Origin of the sequence: Endozoicomonas sp. ALD068, from assembly GCF_049310145.1 — a bacterium.
Taxonomy (GTDB): domain Bacteria; phylum Pseudomonadota; class Gammaproteobacteria; order Pseudomonadales; family Endozoicomonadaceae; genus Endozoicomonas_A.
In genome coordinates, this window is sequence record NZ_JBLYNU010000004.1 from 4,517,656 (window position 1) to 4,542,344 (window position 24,689).

General features: G+C 49.8%; 37 protein-coding genes. 2 read left to right on the plus strand and 35 right to left on the minus strand.

Going from position 1 to position 24,689, the window contains the following annotated elements:
• The first annotated feature begins 120 nt into the window (after positions 1–120).
• Complete coding sequence (uvrA, locus tag ACO6V5_RS16290) at positions 121–2,955, plus strand: excinuclease ABC subunit UvrA (RefSeq protein ID WP_422136701.1); 2,835 nt, start codon at positions 121–123, stop codon at positions 2,953–2,955.
• 236 nt (positions 2,956–3,191) lie between these two features.
• The gene (locus tag ACO6V5_RS16295) at positions 3,192–3,635 is read left to right on the plus strand and encodes a bactofilin family protein (RefSeq protein WP_422136700.1); all 444 of its coding nucleotides are present in this window, start codon (positions 3,192–3,194) and stop codon (positions 3,633–3,635) included.
• Between the two features lie 136 nt (positions 3,636–3,771).
• On the opposite strand, the gene ACO6V5_RS16300 is transcribed toward ACO6V5_RS16295, so the two are convergent.
• The 35 genes from ACO6V5_RS16300 to ACO6V5_RS16470 form a co-directional block, all read right to left on the minus strand.
• Positions 3,772–4,296 (minus strand): zinc ribbon domain-containing protein, encoded by a 525-nt coding sequence (locus ACO6V5_RS16300; protein ID WP_422136699.1) that lies wholly within the window; start codon positions 4,294–4,296, stop codon positions 3,772–3,774.
• A gap of 41 nt (positions 4,297–4,337) precedes the next feature.
• The gene (locus tag ACO6V5_RS16305; protein WP_422136698.1) at positions 4,338–4,790 is read right to left on the minus strand and encodes a hypothetical protein; all 453 of its coding nucleotides are present in this window, start codon (positions 4,788–4,790) and stop codon (positions 4,338–4,340) included.
• Positions 4,791–4,896: 106 nt separating this feature from the next.
• Entirely contained in the window at positions 4,897–5,472 is a 576-nt protein-coding gene (locus ACO6V5_RS16310; protein ID WP_422136697.1) for an IS607 family transposase, read from the minus strand.
• 369 nt (positions 5,473–5,841) lie between these two features.
• Positions 5,842–7,140: an amino acid permease gene (locus ACO6V5_RS16315; RefSeq protein WP_422136696.1), complete on the minus strand. Its 1,299-nt coding sequence runs from the start codon at positions 7,138–7,140 to the stop codon at positions 5,842–5,844.
• A gap of 168 nt (positions 7,141–7,308) precedes the next feature.
• On the minus strand, positions 7,309–7,695 hold the full coding sequence (rplQ, locus tag ACO6V5_RS16320; RefSeq protein WP_422136695.1) for a 50S ribosomal protein L17: 387 nt from the start codon (positions 7,693–7,695) through the stop codon (positions 7,309–7,311).
• A 73-nt stretch (positions 7,696–7,768) separates the two neighbouring features.
• Positions 7,769–8,770: a DNA-directed RNA polymerase subunit alpha gene (locus ACO6V5_RS16325; RefSeq protein WP_422136694.1), complete on the minus strand. Its 1,002-nt coding sequence runs from the start codon at positions 8,768–8,770 to the stop codon at positions 7,769–7,771.
• A 31-nt stretch (positions 8,771–8,801) separates the two neighbouring features.
• A complete protein-coding gene (rpsD, locus tag ACO6V5_RS16330) occupies positions 8,802–9,422 on the minus strand; it encodes a 30S ribosomal protein S4 (protein WP_257254923.1) in 621 nt (206 codons plus the stop codon).
• A 16-nt stretch (positions 9,423–9,438) separates the two neighbouring features.
• Positions 9,439–9,828: a 30S ribosomal protein S11 gene (gene rpsK, locus ACO6V5_RS16335; RefSeq protein ID WP_034841784.1), complete on the minus strand. Its 390-nt coding sequence runs from the start codon at positions 9,826–9,828 to the stop codon at positions 9,439–9,441.
• A gap of 52 nt (positions 9,829–9,880) precedes the next feature.
• On the minus strand, positions 9,881–10,237 hold the full coding sequence (rpsM, locus tag ACO6V5_RS16340) for a 30S ribosomal protein S13 (RefSeq protein ID WP_422136693.1): 357 nt from the start codon (positions 10,235–10,237) through the stop codon (positions 9,881–9,883).
• Between the two features lie 381 nt (positions 10,238–10,618).
• The gene (gene rpmJ, locus ACO6V5_RS16345; protein ID WP_079253874.1) at positions 10,619–10,732 is read right to left on the minus strand and encodes a 50S ribosomal protein L36; all 114 of its coding nucleotides are present in this window, start codon (positions 10,730–10,732) and stop codon (positions 10,619–10,621) included.
• A gap of 49 nt (positions 10,733–10,781) precedes the next feature.
• Positions 10,782–12,107, minus strand: coding sequence for a preprotein translocase subunit SecY (gene secY / locus ACO6V5_RS16350; RefSeq protein ID WP_317143664.1), 1,326 nt, complete (start codon positions 12,105–12,107; stop codon positions 10,782–10,784).
• Positions 12,108–12,542: a 50S ribosomal protein L15 gene (rplO, locus tag ACO6V5_RS16355; protein ID WP_422410028.1), complete on the minus strand. Its 435-nt coding sequence runs from the start codon at positions 12,540–12,542 to the stop codon at positions 12,108–12,110. It lies immediately after the preceding gene.
• Position 12,543: 1 nt separating this feature from the next.
• Positions 12,544–12,726: a 50S ribosomal protein L30 gene (gene rpmD, locus ACO6V5_RS16360; RefSeq protein ID WP_252177315.1), complete on the minus strand. Its 183-nt coding sequence runs from the start codon at positions 12,724–12,726 to the stop codon at positions 12,544–12,546.
• Positions 12,727–12,729: 3 nt separating this feature from the next.
• Positions 12,730–13,242, minus strand: a complete 513-nt coding sequence (rpsE, locus tag ACO6V5_RS16365) for a 30S ribosomal protein S5 (protein WP_252177316.1) — start codon at positions 13,240–13,242, stop codon at positions 12,730–12,732.
• Between the two features lie 11 nt (positions 13,243–13,253).
• On the minus strand, positions 13,254–13,604 hold the full coding sequence (gene rplR, locus ACO6V5_RS16370; protein ID WP_257253596.1) for a 50S ribosomal protein L18: 351 nt from the start codon (positions 13,602–13,604) through the stop codon (positions 13,254–13,256).
• A gap of 12 nt (positions 13,605–13,616) precedes the next feature.
• Positions 13,617–14,150 (minus strand): 50S ribosomal protein L6, encoded by a 534-nt coding sequence (gene rplF, locus ACO6V5_RS16375; protein WP_422136692.1) that lies wholly within the window; start codon positions 14,148–14,150, stop codon positions 13,617–13,619.
• A gap of 12 nt (positions 14,151–14,162) precedes the next feature.
• The gene (gene rpsH / locus ACO6V5_RS16380) at positions 14,163–14,555 is read right to left on the minus strand and encodes a 30S ribosomal protein S8 (protein WP_422136691.1); all 393 of its coding nucleotides are present in this window, start codon (positions 14,553–14,555) and stop codon (positions 14,163–14,165) included.
• A 29-nt stretch (positions 14,556–14,584) separates the two neighbouring features.
• A complete protein-coding gene (gene rpsN, locus ACO6V5_RS16385; RefSeq protein ID WP_422136690.1) occupies positions 14,585–14,890 on the minus strand; it encodes a 30S ribosomal protein S14 in 306 nt (101 codons plus the stop codon).
• A gap of 15 nt (positions 14,891–14,905) precedes the next feature.
• Complete coding sequence (gene rplE, locus ACO6V5_RS16390) at positions 14,906–15,445, minus strand: 50S ribosomal protein L5 (RefSeq protein WP_257253585.1); 540 nt, start codon at positions 15,443–15,445, stop codon at positions 14,906–14,908.
• A gap of 11 nt (positions 15,446–15,456) precedes the next feature.
• Entirely contained in the window at positions 15,457–15,774 is a 318-nt protein-coding gene (gene rplX / locus ACO6V5_RS16395; RefSeq protein WP_257253580.1) for a 50S ribosomal protein L24, read from the minus strand.
• Between the two features lie 11 nt (positions 15,775–15,785).
• Complete coding sequence (gene rplN / locus ACO6V5_RS16400) at positions 15,786–16,154, minus strand: 50S ribosomal protein L14 (protein ID WP_062268071.1); 369 nt, start codon at positions 16,152–16,154, stop codon at positions 15,786–15,788.
• Between the two features lie 104 nt (positions 16,155–16,258).
• The gene (gene rpsQ / locus ACO6V5_RS16405; RefSeq protein ID WP_422136689.1) at positions 16,259–16,522 is read right to left on the minus strand and encodes a 30S ribosomal protein S17; all 264 of its coding nucleotides are present in this window, start codon (positions 16,520–16,522) and stop codon (positions 16,259–16,261) included.
• A gap of 2 nt (positions 16,523–16,524) precedes the next feature.
• Entirely contained in the window at positions 16,525–16,716 is a 192-nt protein-coding gene (gene rpmC / locus ACO6V5_RS16410) for a 50S ribosomal protein L29 (RefSeq protein ID WP_252177324.1), read from the minus strand.
• Positions 16,716–17,129: a 50S ribosomal protein L16 gene (rplP, locus tag ACO6V5_RS16415; protein ID WP_034841748.1), complete on the minus strand. Its 414-nt coding sequence runs from the start codon at positions 17,127–17,129 to the stop codon at positions 16,716–16,718. The genes rpmC and rplP overlap by 1 nt, the downstream gene beginning before the upstream one ends.
• Positions 17,130–17,140: 11 nt before the next feature.
• A complete protein-coding gene (rpsC, locus tag ACO6V5_RS16420; protein ID WP_422136688.1) occupies positions 17,141–17,842 on the minus strand; it encodes a 30S ribosomal protein S3 in 702 nt (233 codons plus the stop codon).
• Between the two features lie 11 nt (positions 17,843–17,853).
• Positions 17,854–18,189 carry a 50S ribosomal protein L22 gene (gene rplV, locus ACO6V5_RS16425; protein WP_317143670.1) on the minus strand — a complete coding sequence of 112 codons (336 nt, stop codon included), beginning with the start codon at positions 18,187–18,189 and terminating at the stop codon, positions 17,854–17,856.
• Positions 18,190–18,200: 11 nt separating this feature from the next.
• Complete coding sequence (gene rpsS, locus ACO6V5_RS16430; protein ID WP_252177327.1) at positions 18,201–18,479, minus strand: 30S ribosomal protein S19; 279 nt, start codon at positions 18,477–18,479, stop codon at positions 18,201–18,203.
• A 21-nt stretch (positions 18,480–18,500) separates the two neighbouring features.
• Positions 18,501–19,328, minus strand: a complete 828-nt coding sequence (rplB, locus tag ACO6V5_RS16435) for a 50S ribosomal protein L2 (protein WP_252177328.1) — start codon at positions 19,326–19,328, stop codon at positions 18,501–18,503.
• Positions 19,329–19,339: 11 nt separating this feature from the next.
• A complete protein-coding gene (gene rplW / locus ACO6V5_RS16440) occupies positions 19,340–19,636 on the minus strand; it encodes a 50S ribosomal protein L23 (protein WP_422136686.1) in 297 nt (98 codons plus the stop codon).
• The gene (gene rplD, locus ACO6V5_RS16445) at positions 19,633–20,235 is read right to left on the minus strand and encodes a 50S ribosomal protein L4 (protein ID WP_252177330.1); all 603 of its coding nucleotides are present in this window, start codon (positions 20,233–20,235) and stop codon (positions 19,633–19,635) included. Before rplD ends, rplW begins: the two co-directional genes overlap by 4 nt.
• A gap of 12 nt (positions 20,236–20,247) precedes the next feature.
• Positions 20,248–20,886 carry a 50S ribosomal protein L3 gene (gene rplC / locus ACO6V5_RS16450; RefSeq protein WP_422136685.1) on the minus strand — a complete coding sequence of 213 codons (639 nt, stop codon included), beginning with the start codon at positions 20,884–20,886 and terminating at the stop codon, positions 20,248–20,250.
• Between the two features lie 101 nt (positions 20,887–20,987).
• Entirely contained in the window at positions 20,988–21,302 is a 315-nt protein-coding gene (rpsJ, locus tag ACO6V5_RS16455; protein WP_034841731.1) for a 30S ribosomal protein S10, read from the minus strand.
• 552 nt (positions 21,303–21,854) lie between these two features.
• Positions 21,855–22,391 (minus strand): hypothetical protein, encoded by a 537-nt coding sequence (locus ACO6V5_RS16460; RefSeq protein ID WP_422410018.1) that lies wholly within the window; start codon positions 22,389–22,391, stop codon positions 21,855–21,857.
• A gap of 600 nt (positions 22,392–22,991) precedes the next feature.
• The gene (locus tag ACO6V5_RS16465) at positions 22,992–23,570 is read right to left on the minus strand and encodes an HD domain-containing protein (protein ID WP_422410016.1); all 579 of its coding nucleotides are present in this window, start codon (positions 23,568–23,570) and stop codon (positions 22,992–22,994) included.
• 22 nt (positions 23,571–23,592) lie between these two features.
• Positions 23,593–24,651, minus strand: coding sequence for a TauD/TfdA family dioxygenase (locus ACO6V5_RS16470; protein ID WP_422410014.1), 1,059 nt, complete (start codon positions 24,649–24,651; stop codon positions 23,593–23,595).
• Positions 24,652–24,689 lie beyond the last annotated feature (38 nt).

The following is a 24,689-nucleotide window of genomic DNA, read 5'->3' on the forward strand; positions in this document are numbered from 1 at the left end:
ATAGAAAAAGCCACCGTCCAGACAGGTGAAACCAGCTAGCCATTTACTTAACATGGGTTTGCGCAAGCAAAGCCTATATAATTGCTCCTTTGCCTGACAGATGGTACTGAGGGACTGGCTTTGGACACAATCACCGTAAGGGGTGCAAGAACCCATAACCTGAAGAACATCGATCTCGATATGCCCCGGGACAGCCTGATTGTCATTACCGGTCTTTCCGGATCAGGAAAGTCGTCCCTGGCCTTCGATACCCTTTATGCCGAGGGTCAGCGTCGCTATGTGGAATCTCTGTCTGCCTATGCACGACAGTTTCTCTCGATGATGGAAAAGCCGGATGTCGATCACATCGAGGGTTTGTCTCCTGCCATTTCCATTGAGCAGAAGTCCACCAGCCATAACCCTCGTTCGACAGTCGGCACCATTACTGAAATATACGACTATCTTCGTTTGCTTTTTGCCAGAACCGGTACACCCCGCTGCCCAGAGCATCACTTACCCCTGGAAGCCCAGACCGTCAGCCAGATGGTGGATCAGGTACTGGCATTGCCAAAAGGTACCAAACTGATGTTGCTGGCACCTGTGGTCAGGGATCGAAAAGGTGAACACCTCCATGTCTTCAGCGAACTGAGAGCCCAGGGTTTTATTCGAGCCCGCATTGATGGCATTGTCACCGACCTCGATAACCCACCTGAGCTGGACAAAAAGAAGAAGCACACTATCGAAGTGGTGGTTGATCGCTTCAAGGTAAGAGAAGATCTGCAGTTGCGTCTGGCAGAATCTTTCGAAACAGCTCTCGAACTGACCGACGGGCTGGCAGCAGTCAGCTTTATGGACGCGGAGGAGCAGGACATTGTGTATTCAGCCCGCTTTGCCTGCCCGTCTTGCGGCTACAGCATCAATGAACTGGAGCCCCGCATGTTCTCGTTCAATAACCCGGCGGGGGCCTGCACCACCTGTGATGGTCTGGGGGTCAAGCAGTTTTTTGATGAAGACCGTATTGTCCAGCACCCGGAATTAACCCTGGCGGAAGGCGCCATTCGTGGTTGGGATCGCCGCAGCGTCTATTACTTTCACCTCTTAAAGTCACTGGCTGCACACTTCGGCTTTGATATTGATACCGCTTTTGATGATCTTACTGCGGAGCAACAGACGATTATTCTTCATGGCTCCGGCGAAGAGCAGATTGATTTCAGTTACGTCAACGATCGGGGCGATGTTTATAAAAAGCGCCATCGTTTTGAAGGCATTATCCCCAACTTTGAACGCCGTTTCCGTGAGACAGAATCCCAGTCTGTGCGTGAAGAGCTTTCCAAGTATTTGAGTACCCAGCACTGCCCAAGCTGTAAAGGCACTCGTCTCCGTCAGGAATCAAGACACGTCTTTATCGAAGATGAAACACTGCCCGATCTGGTGAAACTACCGGTAGAACGTGCGCTTGCTTATTTCGAACAACTCAGTCTTCCCGGCCAGAAAGGTGAGATTGCAGAAAAAATTCTGAAAGAGATCTGTGATCGTCTGAGCTTCCTGGTGAACGTGGGTCTTAACTACCTGACACTAGATCGCAGTGCGGATACCCTCTCAGGAGGTGAAGCCCAGCGCATTCGACTGGCCAGTCAGATTGGTGCTGGCCTGGTTGGCGTTATGTATATTCTGGACGAGCCCAGTATTGGTTTGCACCAGCGAGATAACGAACGTCTACTGAATACACTGACCCGTCTCCGCGACCTGGGTAATACAGTGATTGTTGTAGAACATGACGAGGACGCCATTCGCACTGCCGACCACGTGATTGATATCGGTCCGGGTGCCGGAGTTCATGGCGGTGAAATTATTGCCCAGGGCACACCTGCCCAGATTATGGACAACGAAAAATCGGTCACAGGCCAATATTTGACTGGCACTAAAAAAATCGCGATACCTGAACAGCGTACACCAGCGGATAAAAAGAAACGACTTAAACTCACGGGCTGCACCGGCAACAACCTGAAAAATGTCACCCTGGAAATCCCGGTGGGGCTGATGACTTGTGTAACAGGCGTTTCCGGCTCAGGAAAGTCCACCCTCATCAACAGTACTCTTTATCCTATTGCTGCCCAGGTCTTGAATGCTGCCACTACTTTAACGGCATCAAAGCACAGGAAAATCAGCGGTCTGGACCACTTCGATAAATGCATCGACATTGACCAAAGCCCTATTGGTCGGACTCCAAGGTCCAACCCAGCTACCTACACAGGCATTTTTACCGCGATTCGTGAACTGTTTGCCGGAACCCAGGAAGCCCGTTCCCGTGGCTACAAGCCCGGACGTTTCAGCTTTAACGTTAAAGGGGGTCGCTGTGAAGCCTGTCAGGGCGACGGTGTCATAAAGGTAGAGATGCATTTCCTGCCTGACATTTATGTGCCCTGTGACGTCTGTAAGGGCAAACGATACAACCGTGAAACGCTGGACGTTAAATACAAAGGCAAGAATATTCATGAAGTTCTGGAAATGACCGTCGAGGAAGCTCTGGAATACTTTGAACCGATTCCTGCCGTTAAACGTAAACTGCAAACTCTGATGGATGTTGGTTTGTCGTATATTCATCTGGGACAAAATGCTACCACACTCTCCGGCGGTGAGGCACAGCGGGTGAAACTGGCCAAGGAACTTTCCAAAAGGGATACCGGCAAGACCCTGTACATTCTTGATGAGCCAACTACAGGCCTGCACTTTCACGATATTGAACAGTTACTGGCAGTGTTGCACAGGCTAAGAGATCGCGGGAATACCGTGGTAGTGATTGAGCACAATCTCGATGTCATCAAAACAGCAGACTGGATCGTCGATCTGGGACCCGAGGGAGGTGATGGTGGAGGTCAGATCATTGCCGAGGGCACGCCTGAAGTTGTGGCTGACAACGAATTTTCCCATACCGGTCGCTTCCTGAAGCTGATGCTAAAGTCACCTGATCAATAACAGAGAACCAATATCAGCCCTGACGGGCTAATGGAATTCACTCCCGTCGGATTCGACGGGAGCACTCTTTCGGATATCGATAGCGTTTACAGATTGAAGCTGAAGGCGCAATGAAGGATGATTCTCCCCTTAAAGTTTTGCCTTGAAAAAGGGTCTTCCGTTTTCAGTCAGCTGGACGCATACCACTTTTTCTTTCGTTTCGGGCATCTCGGGTTAAGCACTCTAAGGAGTTCACTATGTGGGGCAAGAACAGCTCAGAAAACAGTTTGGTCAGCAGCACCAGAAATGATGACACCATCACTCTGATAGCTGCAGGCACAGAAGTTGAAGGAGACATCCGTTTCCGTGGCATCGTTCATGTTGAAGGTAAGATCAAGGGCAATGTCAGCTCCAACGATGGCAAACTTCAACTGATTGCCGGCAGTCGTGTAGAGGGTAATATTACTGCCGCCCAAATAGTCATCAATGGTCGTGTAACTGGTGACGTTTATGCTACTGAAAAGCTTGAGCTATCAGCCGAGGCCCATGTGGAAGGCAACGTATATTACGATGTGATGGAAATCGCGGCCGGAGCTGCCATAAATGGCAAGATGGAACGTATGCACAAAAGTGGCGAACTGTTGCCCAACCCCTCTGAAGAAGAAAATGAAGTCAAGGTCAAGAAACTTGGATCTACCTGATCCTCCGAGAGGAAAGAAGACACTCTTTCCTCTTTATGAATAACCGGTGATCAACTCATCCGTTATTGCAATGAATACCACCTCTTGATTAAAACCGCAACGAGCGCAACGCTCGCTGTTATGGCTAAGGTTCAAGCTACCTTGTCAAACACTTAAGAAAGACATTTCTGGCACCGTTGATGTCACGATCAACGGTGAAGCCCTCACCCTTAATAACCTTGGAAGAACCTAATTTTTCGTCAATGGTCCCGCTCCATGATCGAGTCTTGGATGTATAGGCTTCGTTGCAATCAACTACATGCTTTCCATACTTTTTTGCGTACCACTTAAGCCGCTTTTTGAATTGGTAGTGATTGAGGTCAAGCATCTGGCGGCAGGTGTTACGGCGAATGGTGCGAACCTTCTTATCTTTGCGTGTGACCATACCTCTTGTCTCAAAGGTTGGCAAAAATACAACATCGTAGTTCGACACCAGCTCGAACGCCAGCCGGTTATGCAGATCAAGAACAATGTCATCCTTTTTGCATTTCAGCCGGTCAATTTCCCTGTTGAAATGAATAATCCGATCTCTTGCCCACTGGGGCATGTCGGGGAACTCAACGCCCTTCTGAGTGTTCAGGATTTTTTGCTTTTGACTGATCAAGCTGTCCACTTGCTTCATCAGTGGGAACAGCTTTGTTTTTGCAACCTTATCACCCGCTATCAACGCCTCTTTTTCGCTGTAGCAAGTGGCAAAGGGCGAACTCCGGGGTCAACTCCAACGCATCTAACCTTCCCTTGGATTTCGGGATTTAGCTCAATATGTTGTTGAACCTGAATGAACCAGCGACCTTTGTCGTAGGTTACGACACAAGACTTGCCAATCGCTTCTGCTGGCACATCTTCTGTCAGGTGAATCTTGCCAAGAGCCTGTACGCAGGGATTTAACCCCTTTGGCAAACGGTCAATAGAGAATGAGTGCCTGCTACCTTTGCGGCTTTTGAAACTGATTTCTGCAAAGCCCTCTTTAGCTCCCTTGAGCTTCTTGTTGTGCTTGCAGACCGCTTTGAATGTAGCCGCTGCCGCCAGTGTTCCATTATCAGAAACAATCGAGTTATAAGCCCTGCCACTTTCTTTTTGCTCCTGCTCCACTTGAGCTTTAATGGCAGGTCGCATGTTGATGAATTTTCCGCTGGCATCTTTATAGTCATCGTTGCGGAAACGCTCAACAGCAAGGTTGTACGACCTGCGATAGAGTATCAGGGCATCGTGATAGGCTTGCTTATTCTCTGGGTAAAACCTGATCTTTTTTGACGCTACTATCTTTGCGTCCTTTGCGTCTTTTAGCAGATCGCTTCCCGTAGTGGCTATTGCAGAATGAGGTAATGAAACCGATAAGCTCTTGGGTGTCGAATGACTTACTGGCGTTATCCGGGTCATCCAAAACCTCGATGTGTCCTCCCGATAATTCAACAAGCCATTTGATGAGTCCAAACCCTGATCGGGCAAGGCGATCTTTTGTGGCAACCACAATATGGGTTGGATTTCCGCACACCGCTGATTCCAGAATGGTTTGCAGTCCTTTTCGCTTAAAGTTGAAAGCACTGGCAATGTCGCTGATAAATTCTGCATCAGGGTGCTCTTTGAGTAAGATACGCTTTTGCGTGTCAATGCTGGATTTTTGCTTTCCAGAACTCACTCTTGTATAGCATATCTTCCTCTGCTGGTTAATGAATATGCGGAAGTGACCACCACTGGTTTGCTTCACTTTTTCGTAGTGACCGCTTTCGATCTTGCGCCTCATAGTTTGACTGGTTACGCCTTCAATCTTGGCTAGCTTTGTAGTTGAACCCCACAAGATAAATTCACCTTTTGACGATTTATCTTGTGTCTGGCGTAATTGATTTTGCGATTATTGCAATTTTATTTGACTGTTTATTTCGCAGCCTTTTAGGGACTGATAAAGCTTGCCGTGTCGAAGCTTAAATTCGCAGTACGAACCAATTTTTTATGGAAAAACACCTACCTGAAAAGAAAAGTATTGATCCAGATCAATTCTCTTGTAAGCGTTAATACGTATAGTACGAACCATAGGAGCAAGGGCAAACACACAATAAGAACGATTTCACAATAAGAAAAAATAATACAAGGGACCAAGTATAAAAATCATAACACTTGATATAGCCTGTTAGTATATAAAGCCAAGTTTGAGAGAACCTGGTTTTTTTTATTTTATTAGCTGTGAAACCAGAAATCCTGCCACAACAATCACACCAAAAATCACCACAAAAAAATCGTTCAAAGGCTTGCGATATCGTTTCAGAGCAGCAGACCTGTAGAGCCCTATGACCGGAATAAAGAACAGGATAATCGCCATTATGGGGGCTACTATGGCATCCATGATCATAAGAATACTCCAATCACCAACACCTGCAATCCAGCATCCCAGGGCCACCAGAAAAATACTCAAGCGTCTGGGTCTGGCAGAAGGGGTTGTTAACTCACCCGGCCTGAACCGTTCCAGCCCCACACCAATAAAGCCATTGATCACTTCAATAGTGCCGAGAAAAAAACCATAGTAAGAAGTTAAAATCGCCACAAAAGCGATAACAGGTGCCAGACTGGAAAATAAACGATTACCGGGTTGATTAGCCAGGATGGAAAGAATTGGTAGATTTTGAACTTTCGCAAGCTCAATCTGTTCTGGCGCCAGAGCCAATACACACGAAAGCACGAAGAACAATGTGATAAGCAGTAAAACCAGAGAGCTTCTGAAGTGAATCTGGTCGGTCTTGGCGATGCACTGATGAAGCTCAGGCATTTGACGCCGGTACGATCGGGCAAAGGATGGACAAACAGCCGCATGGTAGAAAGAAAATACCAGCACGGGTAACGTCAGAAGAAAGGTTTTAACGATATCCACCATGGGCACTTCCTGACGGAGAAAATCCATTCGCCATTGAGGTATCAAATACAGACTTACGCACAGAAGCACCACAGTCAGAGGAAAAACCAGACTGCTGATCAGCTTCAACATTTTCTGCTCTGAGCCACTAAACAGCGCGATCATGCCCGTGACAAGCAAAAAAACAAGCAAAGGTCTGTTTATTAGGCCTTCCCATTTGAGCTGATTTATCAGAAAACTCTCACTAACATTCGCAATGCCAATGGTATAAAGCAGCAGGACAGGAAACATCGACAAAAAACAGAGCAGCATCAACCACTGACCGACTTTATCACCAAAGTTCTCTCTAACAATACTGCTGATATCCCCATCAGGTTTCCGGGAAGACAAACAGAAACGGGTTAACCCTCTATGGGTGAGAAATATGATGGGACCACTGACCAGGGCCATGAAGAAAAGAGGCCATATACCACCACTACCGGCGACTATGGGGAGGTAAAGCAGCCCTGCACCTATGCCTGTACCTATGTGACTGAACATCCAACCTGTGTCCCTGGCGGTCCATTCTGATTTGGCGTATTTTTCTATGGAACGTTTTGCTTCAATACCCTGATTTGACATAGACCCCCCCCATTCGCAAAACTGCAATGCCTTTACAATTTAGACAATGAAAAGATGGCCTGGTTCCCCTGTGATTTTCTGCTGAATCGATTCAAAGTTGGCTTGTCATTAGGAGCCTCAAAAAAAAACCGGACACAAGGTCCGGTTTTTTTTGAAGGAGTAAAAATCTTACTCTTCAGTAGCTTCCACTTCAGCAGCTGGACGATCCAGCAGCTCGACGATAGCCATAGGTGCATTGTCACCCTTACGGAATCCGCACTTCAGGATGCGGATATAGCCGCCTGGACGCTCTTTGAAGCGAGGGCCCAGTTCGGAGAACAGCTTGCCAACAGTCTCTTTGTTACGGAGACGATCAAACGCCAGACGACGGTTGGCTACGCTGTCTTCCTTAGCCAGGGTGATCAGCGGTTCTGCAACACGGCGCAGCTCTTTAGCCTTAGGCAGTGTTGTTTTGATTACTTCGTGCTCTACCAGGGAAGCAGTCATGTTCTTGAACATCGCCTTGCGATGTGAACTGTTCCGGTTGAGCTTGCGGCCACTCTTACGATGACGCATGGCACAAACTTCCTCATTCTACCATTTGCCTTACACCCACTCTTTTGGAGTGAGTGAAAAAGCCAATGGCTGCTTAAGCAGAAATCTTGTCGTCGCCCTTCAGGCTGGCCGGTGGCCAGTTGTCGAGACGCATACCCAGGCTCAAACCACGAGAGGCCAGAACGTCCTTGATCTCGGTCAGGGACTTCTTACCCAGGTTCGGGGTCTTGAGCAGTTCAACCTCAGTGCGCTGAATCAGGTCACCGATGTAGTAGATGTTTTCTGCCTTCAGACAGTTAGCACTACGAACAGTCAGTTCGAGGTCATCCACAGGGCGCAGCAGGATAGGATCAACTTCATCCTCTTCCTTAACTGGCTCAGGCTCTGGCTCACCTTCCAGATCAACAAATACAGCCAGCTGCTGCTGCAGAATGGTTGCAGCACGACGGATGGCTTCATCCGGGTCCAGAGTACCGTCGGTTTCCAGATCAAGAACCAGCTTGTCCAGGTCGGTACGCTGCTCGACACGGGCACTTTCAACGACATAGGAGACGCGGTAAACAGGGCTATAGGTGGCATCCAGTTGCAGACGGCCAATAGCACGGGTCTCATCTTCATCCTGATGACGGCTGTCAGCAGACTCATAACCGCGGCCACGAGCTATCCTCAGCTGCATGTTCAGGTCGCCTTTCTCATTCAGATTGGCGATCACATGATCCGGGTTAACGATTTCAACATCGTGGTCCAACTGGATATCCGCAGCAGTCACAGGGCCAGCACCTTTCTTGGTCAGACTCAGTGTTGCTTCGTCACGGCCGGTCATGCGAATGGCAAGACCTTTGAGGTTCAGCAGGATGTCAATAACATCTTCCTGAACACCTTCAATCGCACTGTATTCATGCTGTACGCCGTCAATCTCAACTTCTGTCACGGCACAGCCGGGCATGGAAGAGAGAAGGATACGACGCAGAGCATTGCCCAAGGTATGTCCAAAACCACGCTCAAGCGGTTCCAGAGTTACCTTAGCGCGCGTCAGGCTAATTTCCTCGACATCAATGTGTCTAGGAGTAAGAAATTCAGTAACCGAATTCTGCATGGATGTTACACCCCACCTAACTGTCTATCCCTTACTTGGAGTACAGCTCGACGATCAAGTTTTCGTTGATGTCAGCTGACAGGTCACTCCGCTCGGGCAGCACCTTGAAGGTACCTTCCTTTTTGCTGGCATCAACCTCAACCCAGGTAGAAAACCCACGCTGAGCGGCCAGTTCAAGGGCTGCGTTGATACGCAGCTGGTTTTTAGCCTTTTCGCGGATGGCGACAACATCGCCAGGCTGAACCTGGTAGGAAGGAATGTTTACAGTCTTTCCATTCACCAGGATGGCTTTGTGGCTTACCAGCTGACGTGCTTCGGCACGGGTGGAACCGAATCCCATGCGGTAAACTACATTATCAAGGCGAGACTCAAGCAGTTGCAAGAGGTTTGCACCCGTTGCACCTTTCTTGCGATCAGCGGCCTTGTAGTAGTTACGGAACTGCTTCTCCAGTACGCCGTAGATACGACGAACTTTCTGCTTTTCACGAAGCTGTACACCGTAGTCAGAAAGACGGCCACGACGCTGACCGTGCTGACCTGGAGCAATTTCTGCTTTGCACTTTGACTCGAGTGCACGAACACCACTCTTCAGAAAGAGATCGGTGCCTTCACGACGAGACAGTTTGCACTTTGGACCAATGTATCTAGCCATTTATACCGACTCCTGCTTATACACGACGCTTTTTAGGCGGACGACAACCGTTGTGGGGGATCGGAGTAACATCAGTGATGTTAGTGATCTTGTAACCACAAGCGTTCAGTGCGCGTACAGCGGATTCGCGGCCAGGACCAGGTCCTTTCACGCAGACATCCAGATTCTTCAGACCGTATTCAGCGGCAGCCTGACCTGCACGCTCAGCAGCAACCTGCGCTGCAAACGGCGTGCTCTTACGAGAACCACGAAAACCGGAACCGCCGGCTGTGGCCCAGGCCAGAGCGTTGCCCTGACGATCGGTAATGGTCACGATAGTGTTGTTAAAAGAAGCGTGGATGTGAGCAACACCGTCAACAACCTGCTTTTTAACCTTCTTACGTGAACGAGTACCTGGCTTTGCCATATCAGAATAAATCCTGTTTCATAAGAACGGTATAACCATTCTTAATTGATACTTACTTACGAATAGGCTTGCGAGGACCCTTTCGGGTGCGAGCATTCGTCTTGGAACGCTGACCACGAACCGGCAGACTGCGACGGTGGCGGATACCACGGTAGCAACCCAGGTCCATGAGGCGTTTGATGTTCATACTGATTTCACGACGCAGATCACCTTCAACGTCCAGCTTGGCGATTTCACCACGCAGGGACTCAAGTTGCTCTTCGCTCAGATCAGCGATTTTGGCTTCTGGCTTAACGCCAGTGGTCTCACACAGCTTTTTAGCTGTGGTCTTGCCGATGCCGAATATGTAGGTCAACGAGATAACAGCATGTTTGTTATCCGGAATGTTGACGCCAGCAATACGGGCCATTCAATCGTCTCCGTTTGTTTTCTCCGTGAGTTCATCCTTGCCTGTACAGACAGGGACATTTTGAGTTCACGGTTATTTTCGCCTGTAGACTTATCAACCAACTTTGCAGCCAGTCATGCGATGTTTATCTACTTCGCCATCTATAGGCAGATAACACGGACCGGATCAGCACCTGAAGATACTGTCGGGAATGCTATAAAGCATGCCCTCCCAATCCATTGTTAGATGCTTACACAACTAACAGGTCGAAAAGCGGAAATTTTAATCCCACCAACGACAAAATACAACCGCTCATGATGCTCATGAACGGTTGTATTTATCTGTAGCCTTATGAGGTCAAGCCATAACGGCCCGGGACAACCCGAAAGACCTCATGCACAATCAACCTTGGCGTTGCTTGTGACGTGGCTCAACGCAGATGACACGAACAGTGCCCTTGCGCTTGATAATCTTGCAGTTACGGCAGATTTTCTTAACCGATGCACGTACTTTCATTATTCACTCCACCATTTCAGAGCTAGTGGCATTCGATGCAGAACCGGTGTTAGCGGATCAGGCCACCACCACCGTAGCCCTTAAGATTGGATTTCTTCAGCAGTGACTCGTACTGATGTGACATCAGGTGTGACTGCACCTGAGCCATCGTATCCATGACGACCACTACTACGATCAGCAGACTGGTACCACCCAGATAGAAAGGCACGTTAGCCGAAACTACCAGGAACTGTGGCAGCAGACATACTGCTGTCATATAGATAGCGCCAAACATGGTCAAACGAGTCAGGACACCATCAATGTAACGGGCAGACTGCTCACCAGGACGAATACCCGGGATGAATGCCCCTGACTTCTTCAGGTTGTCTGCAACATCCTTCGGATTGAAGACCAGCGCAGTGTAGAAGAAGCAGAAAAAGATGATACCTGCAGAGAACAAGACTATGTTCAGCGGCTGACCCGGACCCAGTGCCAGTGCGATATCCTGGAGCCATTCCCAGCCCTCGCCCTGACCAAACCATTGTGCAATGGATGCAGGGAAGAGCAGAAGGCTGGAAGCAAAAATGGCTGGAATAACACCAGCCATATTTACTTTCAGGGGCAAATGGCTGCTCTGTGCCGCAAACACTTTACGACCTTGCTGACGCTTGGCGTAATTGACAGTTATACGGCGCTGACCGCGTTCGATGAATACAACGAATGCAATAATTGCAATGGCCAGCAGAGCAATTGCGAGCAATGCCAGAATATTGATGTCACCCTGACGGGCGGACTCGAATGACCGCCCGATCGCACTGGGAAGGCCAGCGACAATACCTGCAAAGATCAGGATAGAGATGCCGTTACCAATCCCGCGTTCAGTCACCTGCTCACCCAGCCACATCATAAAGACGGCACCGGTTACGAAGGTGACTACAGCTACTACATAAAAGCTGATATCAGGATTGAACGCCACGCCCTGGTTAGCAAGACCTACGGTCATGCCAGTACCCTGGACGAACGCCAGCAACACTGTCAGGTAGCGGGTATACTGACTGATCTTGCGTCGACCCGATTCACCTTCCTTCTTGAGCTGTTCCAACTGGGGGCTGACCACGGTCATCAACTGAATGATGATGGACGCCGAAATGTAGGGCATGATTCCCAGTGCCAGCACCGACATACGCTCCAATGCACCACCGGAGAACATGTTGAACAGGCCAAGAATGGTCCCTTCATTTTGTTGAAACATCCGAGCCAGGGCATCAGGGTTGATGCCAGGCACAGGAATATGAGCACCGATCCGATATACCAGGATCGCCAGAAATACGAACTTGAGGCGAGAAATTAACTCGCCCAAACCGCTTTGATTCCCAACAGGTAGTGTCTTAGCCATTTAGTCCTCGATCTTACCACCAGCAGCTTCGATCGCGGCGCGAGCGCCTTTGGTAGCTGCCAGACCTTTTAGTATTACGGCCTTGTTCAGTTCGCCGGACAGTATCACTTTCGCTCGCAGGATGCTACCGTTGATGAGGTCTGCAGCCTTCAGAGCCGCCAGATCGATCACTTCGGATTCAACCTTGGCCAACTCATGCAGACGAATTTCAGCAGTGAAACGCGCCTTGCGGGAAGTAAAACCATACTTGGGCAGACGGCGTTGCAGTGGCTGCTGGCCGCCTTCAAAACCTGGTCTTACAGAACCACCGGAACGTGACTTCTGACCTTTGTGACCACGACCACCAGTCTTACCCAGACCGGAACCGATACCACGGCCAACGCGCTTGCGCTCTTTACGACTGCCTTCGGCAGGACTCAGAGTATTCAGACGCATGTTATTCTCCTTCGACCTTAACGAGGTAAGATACCTTGTTGATCATGCCGCGAACGGAAGGAGTATCTTCCACTTCAACCGTGTGGTTGATGCGACGCAGACCCAGGCCACGGACGCAAGCCTTGTGGCTTTCGAGGCGACCGTTAGTGCTCTTTACGAGCGTCACTTTGATCTTCTCAGCCATGACTTACCCCAGAATGTCTTCAACAGACTTGCCACGCTTGGCAGCAATGTCATCAGGAGAACGCATGTCGCGCAGACCCTTGAAGGTTGCGTTAACAACGTTCACAGGGTTGGTGGAACCGTAGCACTTGGCCAGTACGTTGTGTACGCCAGCCACTTCCAGAACAGCACGCATTGCACCACCGGCAATAACACCGGTACCTGCAGAAGCAGGCTGCATGTAGACCTTGGAAGCACCGTGACGGGCTTTTACAGGGTACTGCAGGGTATCACCGTTCAGGTCTACCTGGATCATGTTCCGACGGGCAGCTTCCATAGCCTTCTGAATAGCGACAGGCACTTCACGCGCCTTGCCACGACCGAAGCCTACTTTACCTTTACCATCACCAACAACGGTCAGGGCTGTGAAACCGAAGATACGGCCACCTTTCACCACTTTGGCTACACGGTTAACCTGCACCAGTTTTTCGATCAGGCCTTCGTCATTGTTTTGCGGTTTACGCTCATCTTTCGCCATGATGCCTACCCTCAGAATTCCAGACCGGCTTCACGGGCTGCATCGGCGAGAGCCTTAACACGACCGTGATACTTAAAACCGGAGCGGTCGAAAGCGACCTTGGCAACACCAGCAGCTTTAGCTCGCTCAGCAATCAGAGCGCCCACTTTTTTAGCAGCTTCAACGTTACCGGTAGCTTCGCCACGCAGCTCCTTCTCAACGGTGGAGGCAGAGGCCAGCACCTTGTCACCCTCAGGGGCAACCACCTGCGCATAGATATGACGCGGTGTGCGATGAACGCTCAGACGGTTAGCGCCCAATTCACGCATCTTCATCCGTGCACGTCGGGCACGACGCAGGCGAGCAGAATTTTTATCAATCATGATCACCTTACCTTACTTTTTCTTGGCTTCTTTACGACGAACGTGTTCGTCGGCGTAGCGGACACCCTTGCCTTTGTATGGCTCTGGGCGACGGAATTCGCGGATTTCCGCTGCAACCTGTCCAACCAGCTGCTTGTCGATACCCTTGATCAGGATCTCTGTCTGGCTTGGAGTTTCCGCAGTGACGCCTTCCGGCAAACTGTAGTCAACCGGATGAGAGAAGCCAAGGTTCAGATTCAGGCTCTTGCCCTTGGCCTGCGCACGATAACCTACACCCACCAGCTGCAGTTTCTTTTCGAAACCAGCGGTCACACCGGTCACCATGTTGTTAACCAGCGCACGGGTAGTACCAGCCAATGCACGAGAGTGCTTGGCACCGTCACGGGCTTCGAAAGTCAGGACGTTTTCTTCCTGCTTTACTTCAACGTTGGAGTGAATGCTCAGCTCCAGTTGACCTTTACCACCCTTGATGGAGATATGCTGACCATTCAACTTGATCTCAACACCGGCAGGGACTTCTACAGGGCTTTTTGCTACTCGAGACATCTGACCCCTCCCTTAGAATACGGTGCAAAGAATTTCGCCACCAACACCGGCTGCACGGGCAGCACGATCGGTCATTACACCTTTGTTGGTAGAAACAATGGCAATACCAAGACCGCCTTTCACTTTGGGCAGACCTTCTTTGCCTGCGTAAGAACGAAGACCCGGACGGCTTGCGCGCTTCAGGTTTTCAATAACAGGTTTGCCTTCATAGTATTTCAGGTCGATGATCAGAGTTTTCTGAACTTCGCCTTCTACACGTGCATCGGTTATATAACCTTCTTCCTTCAGTACTTTGGCTACAGCAGCCTTTACCTTGGAAGATGGCATTTCGACAGATGCATGTTCTGCCATTTGGGCATTACGGATACGAGTTAGCATATCTGCTAACGGGTCCTGCATACTCATTATCTATCTCTCCAGAAGATCAATCGCGCTTACCAGCTGGCCTTAACCAGACCTGGAACATCACCACGCATGGCCGCTTCACGCAGCTTGATGCGGCTCAGGCCGAATTTACGCAGGTAGCCGTGAGGGCGACCTGTTACACGACAGCGATTACGCAGACGAGATGAGCTGGCATCACGTGGCTGCTTCTGCAGTGCTACCTGAGCGTCCCACTTCTCATCTTCTGAGCTGTCAGGACTGATGATGATCGCTTTCAGCGCAGCGCGCTTCTCTGCATACTTGGCAACGGTGCGCTGACGCTTCAACTCCCGCTGCTTCATGGATACTTTTGCCATGGGCTCGTACCTTAATCAGTTACGGAACGGGAAGTTGAAGGCTTTCAGCAGTGCACGGCCTTCGTCGTCAGTCTTAGCTGTGGTAGTCAGGGTAATATCCAGACCACGCAGAGCGTCGACTTTATCGTAATCGATTTCCGGGAAAATGATCTGCTCTTTGACACCCATGCTGTAGTTGCCACGGCCGTCGAAAGACTTCGGGCTGATACCACGGAAGTCACGAACACGAGGCAGAGCAATGTCAACCAGACGCTCCAGGAATTCGTACATACGTTCGTCACGCAGGGTCACTTTAACACCGATTGGCCAGCCTTCACGAACCTTGAAGCCTGCAACGGATTTACGTGCCTTGGTAACGACTGCTTTCTGACCGGCGATTTTTTCCATGTCAGCAACAGCGTTCTCGATGACTTTCTTGTCACCGATCGCCTCACCCACACCCATGTTCAGGGTGATTTTAGTGATACGAGGAACTTCGTGAACGTTGCTCACGCCCAGCTCTTCTCTGAGCTTGGGCAGGATCTCTTCACGATATTTAGTCTTGAAGTTTGCCATTATGCCACCCCTTACGCGTCAACCGGTTGACCGGTAGACTTGAACACGCGCTGTTTCTTGCCATCTTCAGAGATAGCAATGCCAACACGGTCAGCCTTGTCGGTTTCTGTGTTCAGGATTGCAACGTTGGAAGCCTGAATTGGAGCTTCTTTTTCAACGATGCCACCAGGGGTGCCCAGTGTCGGGTTAGGCTTCTGATGCTTCTTGATCATGTTGATACCAGAAACAATCAGTTTGCCATCGGCACGAACGGTCTGCACTTTGCCGCGCTTACCTTTGTCCTTGCCAGCAATGACAATTACTTCGTCGTCACGACGGATCTTTTTCATTTCCTGCTCCCTTACAGTACTTCTGGTGCCAGGGAAATGATCTTCATAAACTGCTCACCACGCAGTTCACGAGTCACTGGCCCAAAGATACGGGTACCGATTGGCTGATTGCTTGCGTTCAGCAGAACGGCAGCATTGCCATCGAAGCGGATTACGGAACCGTCTGGACGACGAACGCCTTTTTTGGTACGCACAACAACGGCGTTCATCACCTGGCCTTTTTTGACCTTACCGCGTGGAATCGCTTCCTTAACGGTGACTTTGATGATGTCGCCAATGTGGGCGTAGCGGCGGTGGGATCCACCCAACACCTTGATACACTGTACTCGACGAGCGCCGGAGTTATCGGCTACTTCGAGTTGAGATTCTGTCTGGATCATGCTTATTCTCCAAGCCCAAACTGCAGACGGGTACCCGCCGGTCGTTGTACAACTGGCCGACCACAAGGCCAGCCACTTCCACTCAGACCCAGGGCACCGTGGCCTTATATTTGAGTAGCACGCTCATCAATGGAAACCAGTTCAAATGTCTTGGACTTAGACAAAGGACGTGTTTGCTTGATTGTGACAATGTCGCCCATACGGCAATCATTGTTTTCGTCGTGAGCGTGCAACTTGGTGGACCGCTTAACGATCTTACCGTAGAGCGGATGTTTAACACGGCGCTCAATAAGAACGGTGACGGTCTTGTCCATCTTGTCACTCACAACCTTACCGGTCAGAGTACGGACTTTCTTGTCTTCAGCCATTGTTAAATACCTGCCTTCTCATTCAACGCCGTCTTAATACGGGCGATGTCGCGTCGGGTCTGCTTCAGCAGATGAGTCTGACTCAGCTGACCCGTCGCTTTCTGCATGCGGTAGTTAAACTGGTCCCGCAGCAGTGTGACCAGCTCTTCGTTGAGCTGTTCAACCGTTTTTTCACGCAATTCAGCAGCTTTCATCACATCACGCTCCGCTTAACGAAGGCAGTTTCCACTGGCAGCTTGGCTGCAGCCAAGGCAAATGCCTCGCGAGCCAGCTCTTCGGACACACCTTCCATTTCGTACAGGACACGACCCGGCTGGATCTGTGCTACCCAGTACTCGACACTACCCTTACCTTTACCCATACGAACCTCGAGAGGTTTCTTGGAGATCGGCTTGTCAGGGAAGACGCGAATCCAGATTTTACCACCACGCTTGATATGACGGGTCATGGCACGACGTGCTGCTTCGATCTGACGAGCAGTTATGCGTCCACGGCCTGTTGCTTTCAATGCGTATTCACCGAAGCTAACAGTGGAGCCGCGGTGTGCCAGGCCGCGATTGCGACCCTTTTGCTGCTTACGAAATTTCGTACGCTTTGGCTGTAACATTACCGCGCTCCTTACTTCTTAGCCTGTCTCTTCTTAGGACGTTTGGCTGGCTCTTTAGGCTGCTTTTCAGCTTCAGCTGCCATTCCGCCAATCACTTCGCCTTTGAAGATCCATACTTTAACGCCCAGGATACCGTAGGTAGTCAGGGCTTCATAAGTTGCGTAATCGATGTCTGCACGCAGAGTGTGCAGAGGTACGCGACCCTCACGGTACCATTCGGTACGGGCAATCTCGGCGCCGCCGAGACGACCACTGATTTGCACCTTGATGCCCTTCGCGCCCAGACGCATAGCATTCTGTACAGAACGCTTCATGGCACGACGGAACATTACACGACGCTCCAGCTGACCAGCGATGGACTGTGCAACCAGCATTGCGTCCAGTTCGGGCTTGCGAACTTCTTCAATGTTGATGTGAACAGGTACGCCCATCATATTGGTAACAGCCTGGCGCAGCTTCTCAACGTCTTCGCCTTTTTTACCAATTACGATGCCTGGACGGGCAGTGTAGATGGTAACGCGAGCGCTCTGTGCTGGACGCTGGATGTCGATGCGGCTTACAGAAGCATTTTTCAGCTTCTTCTGCAGGAAATCACGAACTTCCAGATCCGTAATCAGCTTGTCAGCGTATTGCTGACCTTCAGCAAACCATACAGATCTGTGGGGCTTTACGATGCCCAGTCGGATCCCATTTGGATGTACTTTCTGACCCATGTGATCGCTCCTTAGACCTCTGCAACCTTAACCGTGATATGGCAAGACCGCTTAAGAATGCGATCAGCACGGCCCTTGGCACGTGGACGAATGCGCTTCATGGTCATACCTTCGTCAACGAAGATAGTAGACACTGTCAGCTCATCGATATCCATGCCTTCGTTGTGCTCTGCGTTAGCAATCGCAGATTCCAACACTTTCTTGACCAGCTCTGCAGCCTTTTTAGGGCTGAATGCCAGCAGGTCCAGGGCTTCACCAACAGCTTTGCCTCGGATCTGGTCAGCAACCAGGCGCGCTTTCTGGGCGGAAATGCGAGCGCCTTTGTGTATAGCAGCTACTTCTTTCATTTCTTACCCTCTTAGCGCTTCTTGGCCTTTTTGTCTGCAGCGTGACCGCGGTAGGTGCGGGTAGCAGCAAACTCGCCCAGCTTGAGGCCTACCATGTCTTCGCTAACGAAAACAGGCACATGCTGGCGACCGTTATGAACGGCGATAGTCAGACCCACCATGTTTGGCAGGATCATTGAGCGGCGTGACCAGGTCTTGATCGGACGCTTGTTGCCGCTTTCAACCGCATCTTCGACTTTCTTCAGCAGGTGAAGGTCGATAAATGGGCCTTTCTTCAAAGAACGTGGCACTGTCGTATCCTCTCTCTAGGCTTACTTCGCGCTGCGACGACGTACGATCATTTTATCCGTACGCTTGTTGGAACGAGTCTTACGACCCTTGGTCGGAACACCCCATGGTGTCACTGGGTGACGACCACCGGAGGTACGACCTTCACCACCACCGTGTGGGTGATCAACCGGGTTCATGGCAACACCACGAACGGTCGGACGCACGCCTCTCCAACGCTTGGCACCCGCCTTACCCAGAGAGCGCAGGTTGTGCTCGCTGTTAGAGGCTTCACCCAGAGTTGCACGACAGTCAGCCAGTACTTTACGCATTTCACCGGAACGCAGACGCAGGGTTACGTAAGCACCATCACGCGCTACGACCTGAGCGGAAGTACCGGCACTGCGCATCATCTGCGCACCTTTACCTGGCTTGAGCTCAACACAGTGAACTACAGAACCCTGCGGAATATTACGCAGAGGCAGTGTGTTGCCTGGCTTGATAGGAGCATCAACACCAGAGTAAAGCTCGTCACCAGCTTTCACACCTTTAGGTGCGATAATGTAACGACGCTCACCGTCCATGTACTTCAGCAGGGCGATATGAGCGGTACGATTTGGATCGTATTCCAGACGCTCAACGATAGCCGGGATGCCATCCTTGTTGCGACGAAAGTCTACGATACGGTAGTGCTGCTTGTGACCACCACCACGATGACGGGTAGTGATGCGACCAGCGTTGTTACGACCACCAGACTTGCTCTTCTTTTCCACCAGAGGCGCGTGTGGGCGACCCTTGTGAAGGTCAGGGTTTACAACCTTGACAACAAAGCGACGACCCGGAGAAGTCGGCTTGCACTTAATTACGGCCATCCTGTAACTCCTTATTCCGCGTCGGCAAAGTCAATCTCTTGACCCTGCGCCAGACTGACGTACGCTTTTTTCCAGTCTGAGCGCTTGCCCATACCGAAACGAGTACGTTTGGTCTTACCTTTAACAACCACTGTACGAACAGCATCAACGCTGACTTCGAACAGTTGCTCTACCGCTTTTTTGATTTCAAGCTTGGTTGCGTCCTTGGCTACCTTGAAGACGTACTGGCCATGCTCTTCAGCCACCACTGTCGCCTTCTCGGAAATGTGCGGACCAAGCAGAACTTTATAAATACGTTCCTGGTTCATCCCAGCATCTCCTCGAATTTCTTGATGGCTGCAACAGTCATCACGACTTTCTCATGAGCGATCAGGCTGACGGGGTCAACGCCTTGTACGTCACGTGTATCCACATGGGGAATGTTGCGAGTCGCCAGATACAGGTTCTGATCTACTTCATCAGAAACAATCAGACCCCTCTCGACATTCAGCTCCTTCAGTCTGGCTACCATCAGCTTGGTCTTTGGCGTTTCGGCACCAAGGCTTTCAACCACCACCAGACGTTCCTGACGAACCAGCTCAGACAAGATAGAACGCAGAGCACCACGATACATTTTCTTGTTCAGCTTTTGAGCGTGATCCTGTGGTTTAGCAGCAAAAGATTTACCGCCCCCGCGCCACAGTGGGCTACGGATTGTACCGGCGCGTGCACGGCCAGTACCTTTTTGACGCCAGGGTTTGCGTCCACCGCCGCTTACTTCGCTGCGGGTTTTCTGAGCACGGGTACCTTGACGAGCACCGGCCATGAAAGCAACGACAGTCTGGTGAACCAGGCTTTCGTTGAATTCAGTACCGAAGGTCACGTCAGAGACTTGAACCGTACCAGCACCTGTTACATTCAATTCCATCGTCTAATCCCCTCAGGCGCGCGCTTTAACTGCAGCTTTAACGATAACGTCAGCACCAGTAGCACCAGGTACTGCACCCTTTACCAGCAGCAGGTTACGTTCAGCATCAACGCGAACGATTTCCAGGGACTGAACAGTCACTTTCTCAGCACCCATATGCCCAGCCATCTTCTTACCCTTGAAGACACGACCCGGGGTCTGACACTGACCGATGGAACCAGGAGCACGGTGAGACAGAGAGTTACCGTGTGTAGCGTCCTGCATATGGAAGTTCCAACGCTTTACGCCACCCTGGAAGCCCTTACCTTTGGACTGACCAGTTACGTCTACTTTCTGACCCTGCTCGAACAGGTCAACTCCGATCAACTGACCCAGCTCGTAAGAAGCAGAATCGTCAACACGGAATTCCCAAAGACCATGGCCAGCCTCTACTTTTGCTTTCGCAAAGTGGCCAGCCTCTGGCTTGCGAACACGGCTGCTTTTTTTAGTACCCGTAGTCACCTGAACTGCGCTGTAACCATCAACATCCAGGCTTTTAACCTGAGTGATGCGGTTAGGATCAACCTCAATTACAGTGACTGGTACAGAAGCACCGTCTTCTGTGAAGATACGGGTCATACCGCACTTCTTACCGACTAATCCAATAGTCATTTCAACCTCTCTCGTGTACGGGGCTTTCACCCACTATGGCCGCTCATTCCAGAGCGTTACACAAAAGTTTTGTGCACACTGAATGGCTGCCCGTGCCGCTATTAACCGAGACTGATTTGCACTTCAACGCCAGCTGCCAGGTCTAGCTTCATCAGTGCGTCAACGGTCTTTTCGGTGGGCTCAATAATGTCGAGAAGACGTTTATGAGTACGAATCTCATACTGATCACGCGCATCTTTGTTTACGTGTGGAGAGATGAGAACCGTAAAACGTTCTTTTCGGGTTGGCAGAGGGATTGGACCACGCACCTGAGCACCAGTACGCTTCGCAGTATCAACGATTTCCTGCGTGGACTGGTCAATCAGACGATGATCAAAAGCCTTCAAACGAATGCGAATCTGCTGAGCTTGACTCATCTTGTTGTAACCATCTATCAATAAAGAACTAAGTCCGGTGAACAATGCCACCCAGACAAAAGAGGACGCGGAATTCTACTAAGCACAAAACTTAAAGTCAACACAAGTGCCTGACGAAAAATAATTCGACACTTGTTTCAGCCACCGCACGCGTAGTTAAGACGGCATGATAACCTAATAGAACGAGTAATGAGATAAGGAAAACTGCTAAGGAGTGTTGAGCAAGTTGCCCACCTGGCCTTTACGATCACGCTAAAAATATGTACGACAGCACTAAAGTGCTAAGGCTATATCGGACGTTAGAACTTAACTTAGCTAGCTGCCCAATTGACTGACATCTACTATTCTGCCCTCTGGAAGTGCCAGGTTCATATTTTTATTGGTTACTTTTGATCCTGGGCACAACCCATCAGTGTTTCGAAATCAGGCTCAAACAAAACTGATTTAGTTAATTAAGTGTACCCGGCAAGAGAAAACTGGAAAAACGGCGGATAAAAAAATCACTGCGGGGATCGCAGTGATTTTTGGTTTATGGTTTAGGTCGCATCAGGCTTATGCCTTTGATGTTGAAGCTTCCCCCTCATAATAAGCCACAACCCTGTCAGCAAGCTTTGATCGTTCAAAGCCATTGCCATTCGTTACATCCAGGACCGCATTGTAAACCTTTGCCATCAAATAGGGGGTAAAAAAGGCTGTCACGCTTAATCCTATAAAAGATCCAACAGTGACACCAGCAACAGCACCAGCAAACAGACCTTGTGGCCCCGCTAACGCTCCAACCGCCGCACCAATGGAACCCGCTGTGAAAGCCCCAACGGACGTGGCAGTTGGCATAACGTGTAACACTGATGCAACGCCCAGCGCCAGCGCTGACAATGCGGCCAGAGCACGATTGGTTTTTCTGGCTTGCAATGGCTGACCCTCATATCCCTTATCCCCTACAGGCACATGAGAACCCTCATTAAAGGGTGCTACGATAGCTACTTTCTTACCAGAAAGACTTGCTTCATTTTTGTCTGTTAAAGTGGCTTGAAATGGCGCTTGATACTGCCCCGCTACATCAGAATAATCGATTGTACCTAAATGCATATTACACCTCCATTTGTACAGATTTATGAGTATTTATTCCGTAATAGTTCTTTCCTCAATGAACTTGTACTGAATGATATTGGTCTGTAGCAATCTACTCAATTACATAAATGTTAGGATTACTAACATCTTAAGGGTGCAATATGGAATTAGGCTGAAACAAAACCGCTTTAGTTAATAAAGAGTACCAAGCAAAAGAGAATCAGAAGAATGAGGCACAAAAAGCAACCGCTAAAGCCAAGGGCATTCACCCCAACTTGTCGAGACCGGATTTTAACGGACTCGACTCGAATTTCTCTTTCCAGGATCACGGGATCACGGGATCAGCTCTCGAATATCTCGAGCTGATTGAAAAATGATGCGCTGAAGGACATCGATGAAGTACTGAGATGAATCAATACCTGTAAGAAGAAAACTGACAATTACGTCTAGAACACAGTGTCATTATCCCCTTCCCTCTTCTGTCCAGCAAAAAAACCAGTTCTTTCTCCGCGATGGGACACAGCGAAGGCTACACGTCAGATGCTTGGCCCTCCGTTGGCGGTATTCCTTTTTTCTTCACCTTGCAGCTCGGCTTTACGAATTTCGTCTTCGACTTTATTATATGCTCAATGTGTTATCGGGAGCAGGCATCTTAGTCATCACCAAACACTCTTCAGTCAGCTTCAGGTAGTAATCCAGATCAGGATGTTCCAGCTCGGCTTGCTTGCCCATATCATCATAAACCCGAACTCGCATAGCTTCTTTGTAATAAGGTTCCGCTTCAAAGGCAGTGACCTCCTGATCACTCATCAGACCACCTTGTACAGCAAGTGACTCCCGCGAAGCCTCGGTAAGCTTGTCGTAATAGGCAGGCTTGAGTGTGCACATGTATCGCTTTGCCTGAACATGAAGTCGAATACAGTCTGTGACCAGTGTTGGCAGATAACCTTTTAAACAACGCTCACCAATATCTTCATGAAAGCCATCAATGCCATGATCGGAAATATCTTCCGGGAGACCATGCAACAAATGACCAATATCATGAAGGAAAGCAGCAACGACTACTTCCTTTGAGCTGCCACTCTGTTCAGCGTAAAAGGCTGACTGCAACATATGATTGGCCATTGAGATATGCTCACCATAAGCAACATGACCATTCTCGATATATTGTGTGCGGATAAAATCAATAACTCTCATTTCAATAATCTTTTCTTCTGGATCAATTCATTCGCTTAAGTTCACTGCGCAGGGAATCAATATCCGCATAAGCACCCTGAAGATGTCGTTTACCCCGGGCTGGCAATTCACGACCATGCAGAACCCGCTGATTGTTGAACATCATCAATTCGCCCGGAGCCAGCTTACAGGTATATTTACAGGCTTCACTGTGAAGAAGATTCATAAAACACTGATAGGCTTCGTAGAAGTCTCTGGCTTTTTCAAATGGCAGGCGCACCGGCTGGACCGAACGGTTGTTAATACGAATACCGATGATTTCACCCTCGCAACCCAACTCAATCACCGGACCACTGCTCGACAAACTGGCGCTATCACTACTGAAGTTGTAATGCAGGGTAATTGTCGAAAGCAGAGCGAAGTATTCAGGGTGCTGCTGTCTCAGCAACTGTGCCGCATAAAAACCATCCGCCAGAGCAGTGATGCCACCCTCCGGCGCAGCCTCAAGGCAATGCAGCAATTGCAGTGTTGGCACTGGATGACGGTAAGGATTATCCGTATGAAGGCTCAGCGGCCTGGGCGTAAAGGCGAGATTTTCCGGCTCTTCTTTGCTTATTACTTCAAAATAACGGCCATAGTTGGTTTCACGGACGTAGCCAAAATGATCGACAACCTTGAGCACCTGCCCTGCCTGAGCTGGCACATTGTAGAGAAATGACAGACCGTGGGTTTCAATGGCTTGCAGCCACTGTCGTTTAATCTCAGGATCGTCTATGGCGTTGTAGTCAAAACGAATACTGTCAGCCTGCAAAGCCCCTCCCCACAAACTTGGTGTTTCAGGGACAAACGCCTCAGCGATAAGCAGACTTGCTGGATAGATTGACCGGTGACCATCCTGCCAGAGAATCTGCAAGCTTTTATCAACACCAATATCAACGACAGCTGCCGCTTCTGGCCTGATATTCATAGGCACGTCCATGACCTCAATCAGCCTTTGCCCCGACTCATGTCGGCATTGATCACAAGGACAGTTATCGCGAAGCCAGAAGTAATGAAATGGCTTATCGTGGAAAAACAGGTGATCGTTGAACAGCTCAAGCATGGCATCCCCTTAAAACCACAGCCTTACTTTTATTAAGT

Excerpts from the sequence above, each read along its gene's own strand:
- ACO6V5_RS16300 (WP_422136699.1), bottom strand. The coding sequence starts at position 4,296 with ATGAAGCAAGTGGACAGCTTGATCAGTCAAAAGCAAAAAATCCTGAAC.
- ACO6V5_RS16295 (WP_422136700.1), top strand. The coding sequence starts at position 3,192 with ATGTGGGGCAAGAACAGCTCAGAAAACAGTTTGGTCAGCAGCACCAGA.
- rplW (WP_422136686.1), bottom strand. The coding sequence starts at position 19,636 with ATGAACCAGGAACGTATTTATAAAGTTCTGCTTGGTCCGCACATTTCC.
- ACO6V5_RS16460 (WP_422410018.1), bottom strand. The coding sequence starts at position 22,391 with ATGCATTTAGGTACAATCGATTATTCTGATGTAGCGGGGCAGTATCAA.
- ACO6V5_RS16305 (WP_422136698.1), bottom strand. The coding sequence starts at position 4,790 with ATGCGACCTGCCATTAAAGCTCAAGTGGAGCAGGAGCAAAAAGAAAGT.
- rplV (WP_317143670.1), bottom strand. The coding sequence starts at position 18,189 with ATGAAAGAAGTAGCTGCTATACACAAAGGCGCTCGCATTTCCGCCCAG.
- rpsN (WP_422136690.1), bottom strand. The coding sequence starts at position 14,890 with ATGGCAAAAGTATCCATGAAGCAGCGGGAGTTGAAGCGTCAGCGCACC.
- ACO6V5_RS16470 (WP_422410014.1), bottom strand. The coding sequence starts at position 24,651 with ATGCTTGAGCTGTTCAACGATCACCTGTTTTTCCACGATAAGCCATTT.
- rpsE (WP_252177316.1), bottom strand. The coding sequence starts at position 13,242 with ATGGCGAAAGATGAGCGTAAACCGCAAAACAATGACGAAGGCCTGATC.
- rplF (WP_422136692.1), bottom strand. The coding sequence starts at position 14,150 with ATGTCTCGAGTAGCAAAAAGCCCTGTAGAAGTCCCTGCCGGTGTTGAG.
- rplR (WP_257253596.1), bottom strand. The coding sequence starts at position 13,604 with ATGATTGATAAAAATTCTGCTCGCCTGCGTCGTGCCCGACGTGCACGG.
- rplE (WP_257253585.1), bottom strand. The coding sequence starts at position 15,445 with ATGGCAAACTTCAAGACTAAATATCGTGAAGAGATCCTGCCCAAGCTC.
- ACO6V5_RS16465 (WP_422410016.1), bottom strand. The coding sequence starts at position 23,570 with ATGAGAGTTATTGATTTTATCCGCACACAATATATCGAGAATGGTCAT.
- rpmD (WP_252177315.1), bottom strand. The coding sequence starts at position 12,726 with ATGGCTGAGAAGATCAAAGTGACGCTCGTAAAGAGCACTAACGGTCGC.
- secY (WP_317143664.1), bottom strand. The coding sequence starts at position 12,107 with ATGGCTAAGACACTACCTGTTGGGAATCAAAGCGGTTTGGGCGAGTTA.
- rplD (WP_252177330.1), bottom strand. The coding sequence starts at position 20,235 with ATGGAATTGAATGTAACAGGTGCTGGTACGGTTCAAGTCTCTGACGTG.
- rpsJ (WP_034841731.1), bottom strand. The coding sequence starts at position 21,302 with ATGAGTCAAGCTCAGCAGATTCGCATTCGTTTGAAGGCTTTTGATCAT.
- rplN (WP_062268071.1), bottom strand. The coding sequence starts at position 16,154 with ATGATCCAGACAGAATCTCAACTCGAAGTAGCCGATAACTCCGGCGCT.
- rplB (WP_252177328.1), bottom strand. The coding sequence starts at position 19,328 with ATGGCCGTAATTAAGTGCAAGCCGACTTCTCCGGGTCGTCGCTTTGTT.
- rpsH (WP_422136691.1), bottom strand. The coding sequence starts at position 14,555 with ATGAGTATGCAGGACCCGTTAGCAGATATGCTAACTCGTATCCGTAAT.
- rpmC (WP_252177324.1), bottom strand. The coding sequence starts at position 16,716 with ATGAAAGCTGCTGAATTGCGTGAAAAAACGGTTGAACAGCTCAACGAA.
- rpsM (WP_422136693.1), bottom strand. The coding sequence starts at position 10,237 with ATGGCCCGTATTGCTGGCGTCAACATTCCGGATAACAAACATGCTGTT.
- ACO6V5_RS16325 (WP_422136694.1), bottom strand. The coding sequence starts at position 8,770 with ATGCAGAATTCGGTTACTGAATTTCTTACTCCTAGACACATTGATGTC.
- rplQ (WP_422136695.1), bottom strand. The coding sequence starts at position 7,695 with ATGCGTCATCGTAAGAGTGGCCGCAAGCTCAACCGGAACAGTTCACAT.
- rpsD (WP_257254923.1), bottom strand. The coding sequence starts at position 9,422 with ATGGCTAGATACATTGGTCCAAAGTGCAAACTGTCTCGTCGTGAAGGC.
- rpmJ (WP_079253874.1), bottom strand. The coding sequence starts at position 10,732 with ATGAAAGTACGTGCATCGGTTAAGAAAATCTGCCGTAACTGCAAGATT.
- rplP (WP_034841748.1), bottom strand. The coding sequence starts at position 17,129 with ATGTTACAGCCAAAGCGTACGAAATTTCGTAAGCAGCAAAAGGGTCGC.
- rpsC (WP_422136688.1), bottom strand. The coding sequence starts at position 17,842 with ATGGGTCAGAAAGTACATCCAAATGGGATCCGACTGGGCATCGTAAAG.
- rpsQ (WP_422136689.1), bottom strand. The coding sequence starts at position 16,522 with ATGGCTGAAGACAAGAAAGTCCGTACTCTGACCGGTAAGGTTGTGAGT.
- ACO6V5_RS16315 (WP_422136696.1), bottom strand. The coding sequence starts at position 7,140 with ATGTCAAATCAGGGTATTGAAGCAAAACGTTCCATAGAAAAATACGCC.
- rpsK (WP_034841784.1), bottom strand. The coding sequence starts at position 9,828 with ATGGCAAAGCCAGGTACTCGTTCACGTAAGAAGGTTAAAAAGCAGGTT.
- rplX (WP_257253580.1), bottom strand. The coding sequence starts at position 15,774 with ATGAAAAAGATCCGTCGTGACGACGAAGTAATTGTCATTGCTGGCAAG.
- rplO (WP_422410028.1), bottom strand. The coding sequence starts at position 12,542 with ATGCGTCTGAATACTCTGAGTCCTGCCGAAGGCAGTCGTAAAGAGCGC.
- rplC (WP_422136685.1), bottom strand. The coding sequence starts at position 20,886 with ATGACTATTGGATTAGTCGGTAAGAAGTGCGGTATGACCCGTATCTTC.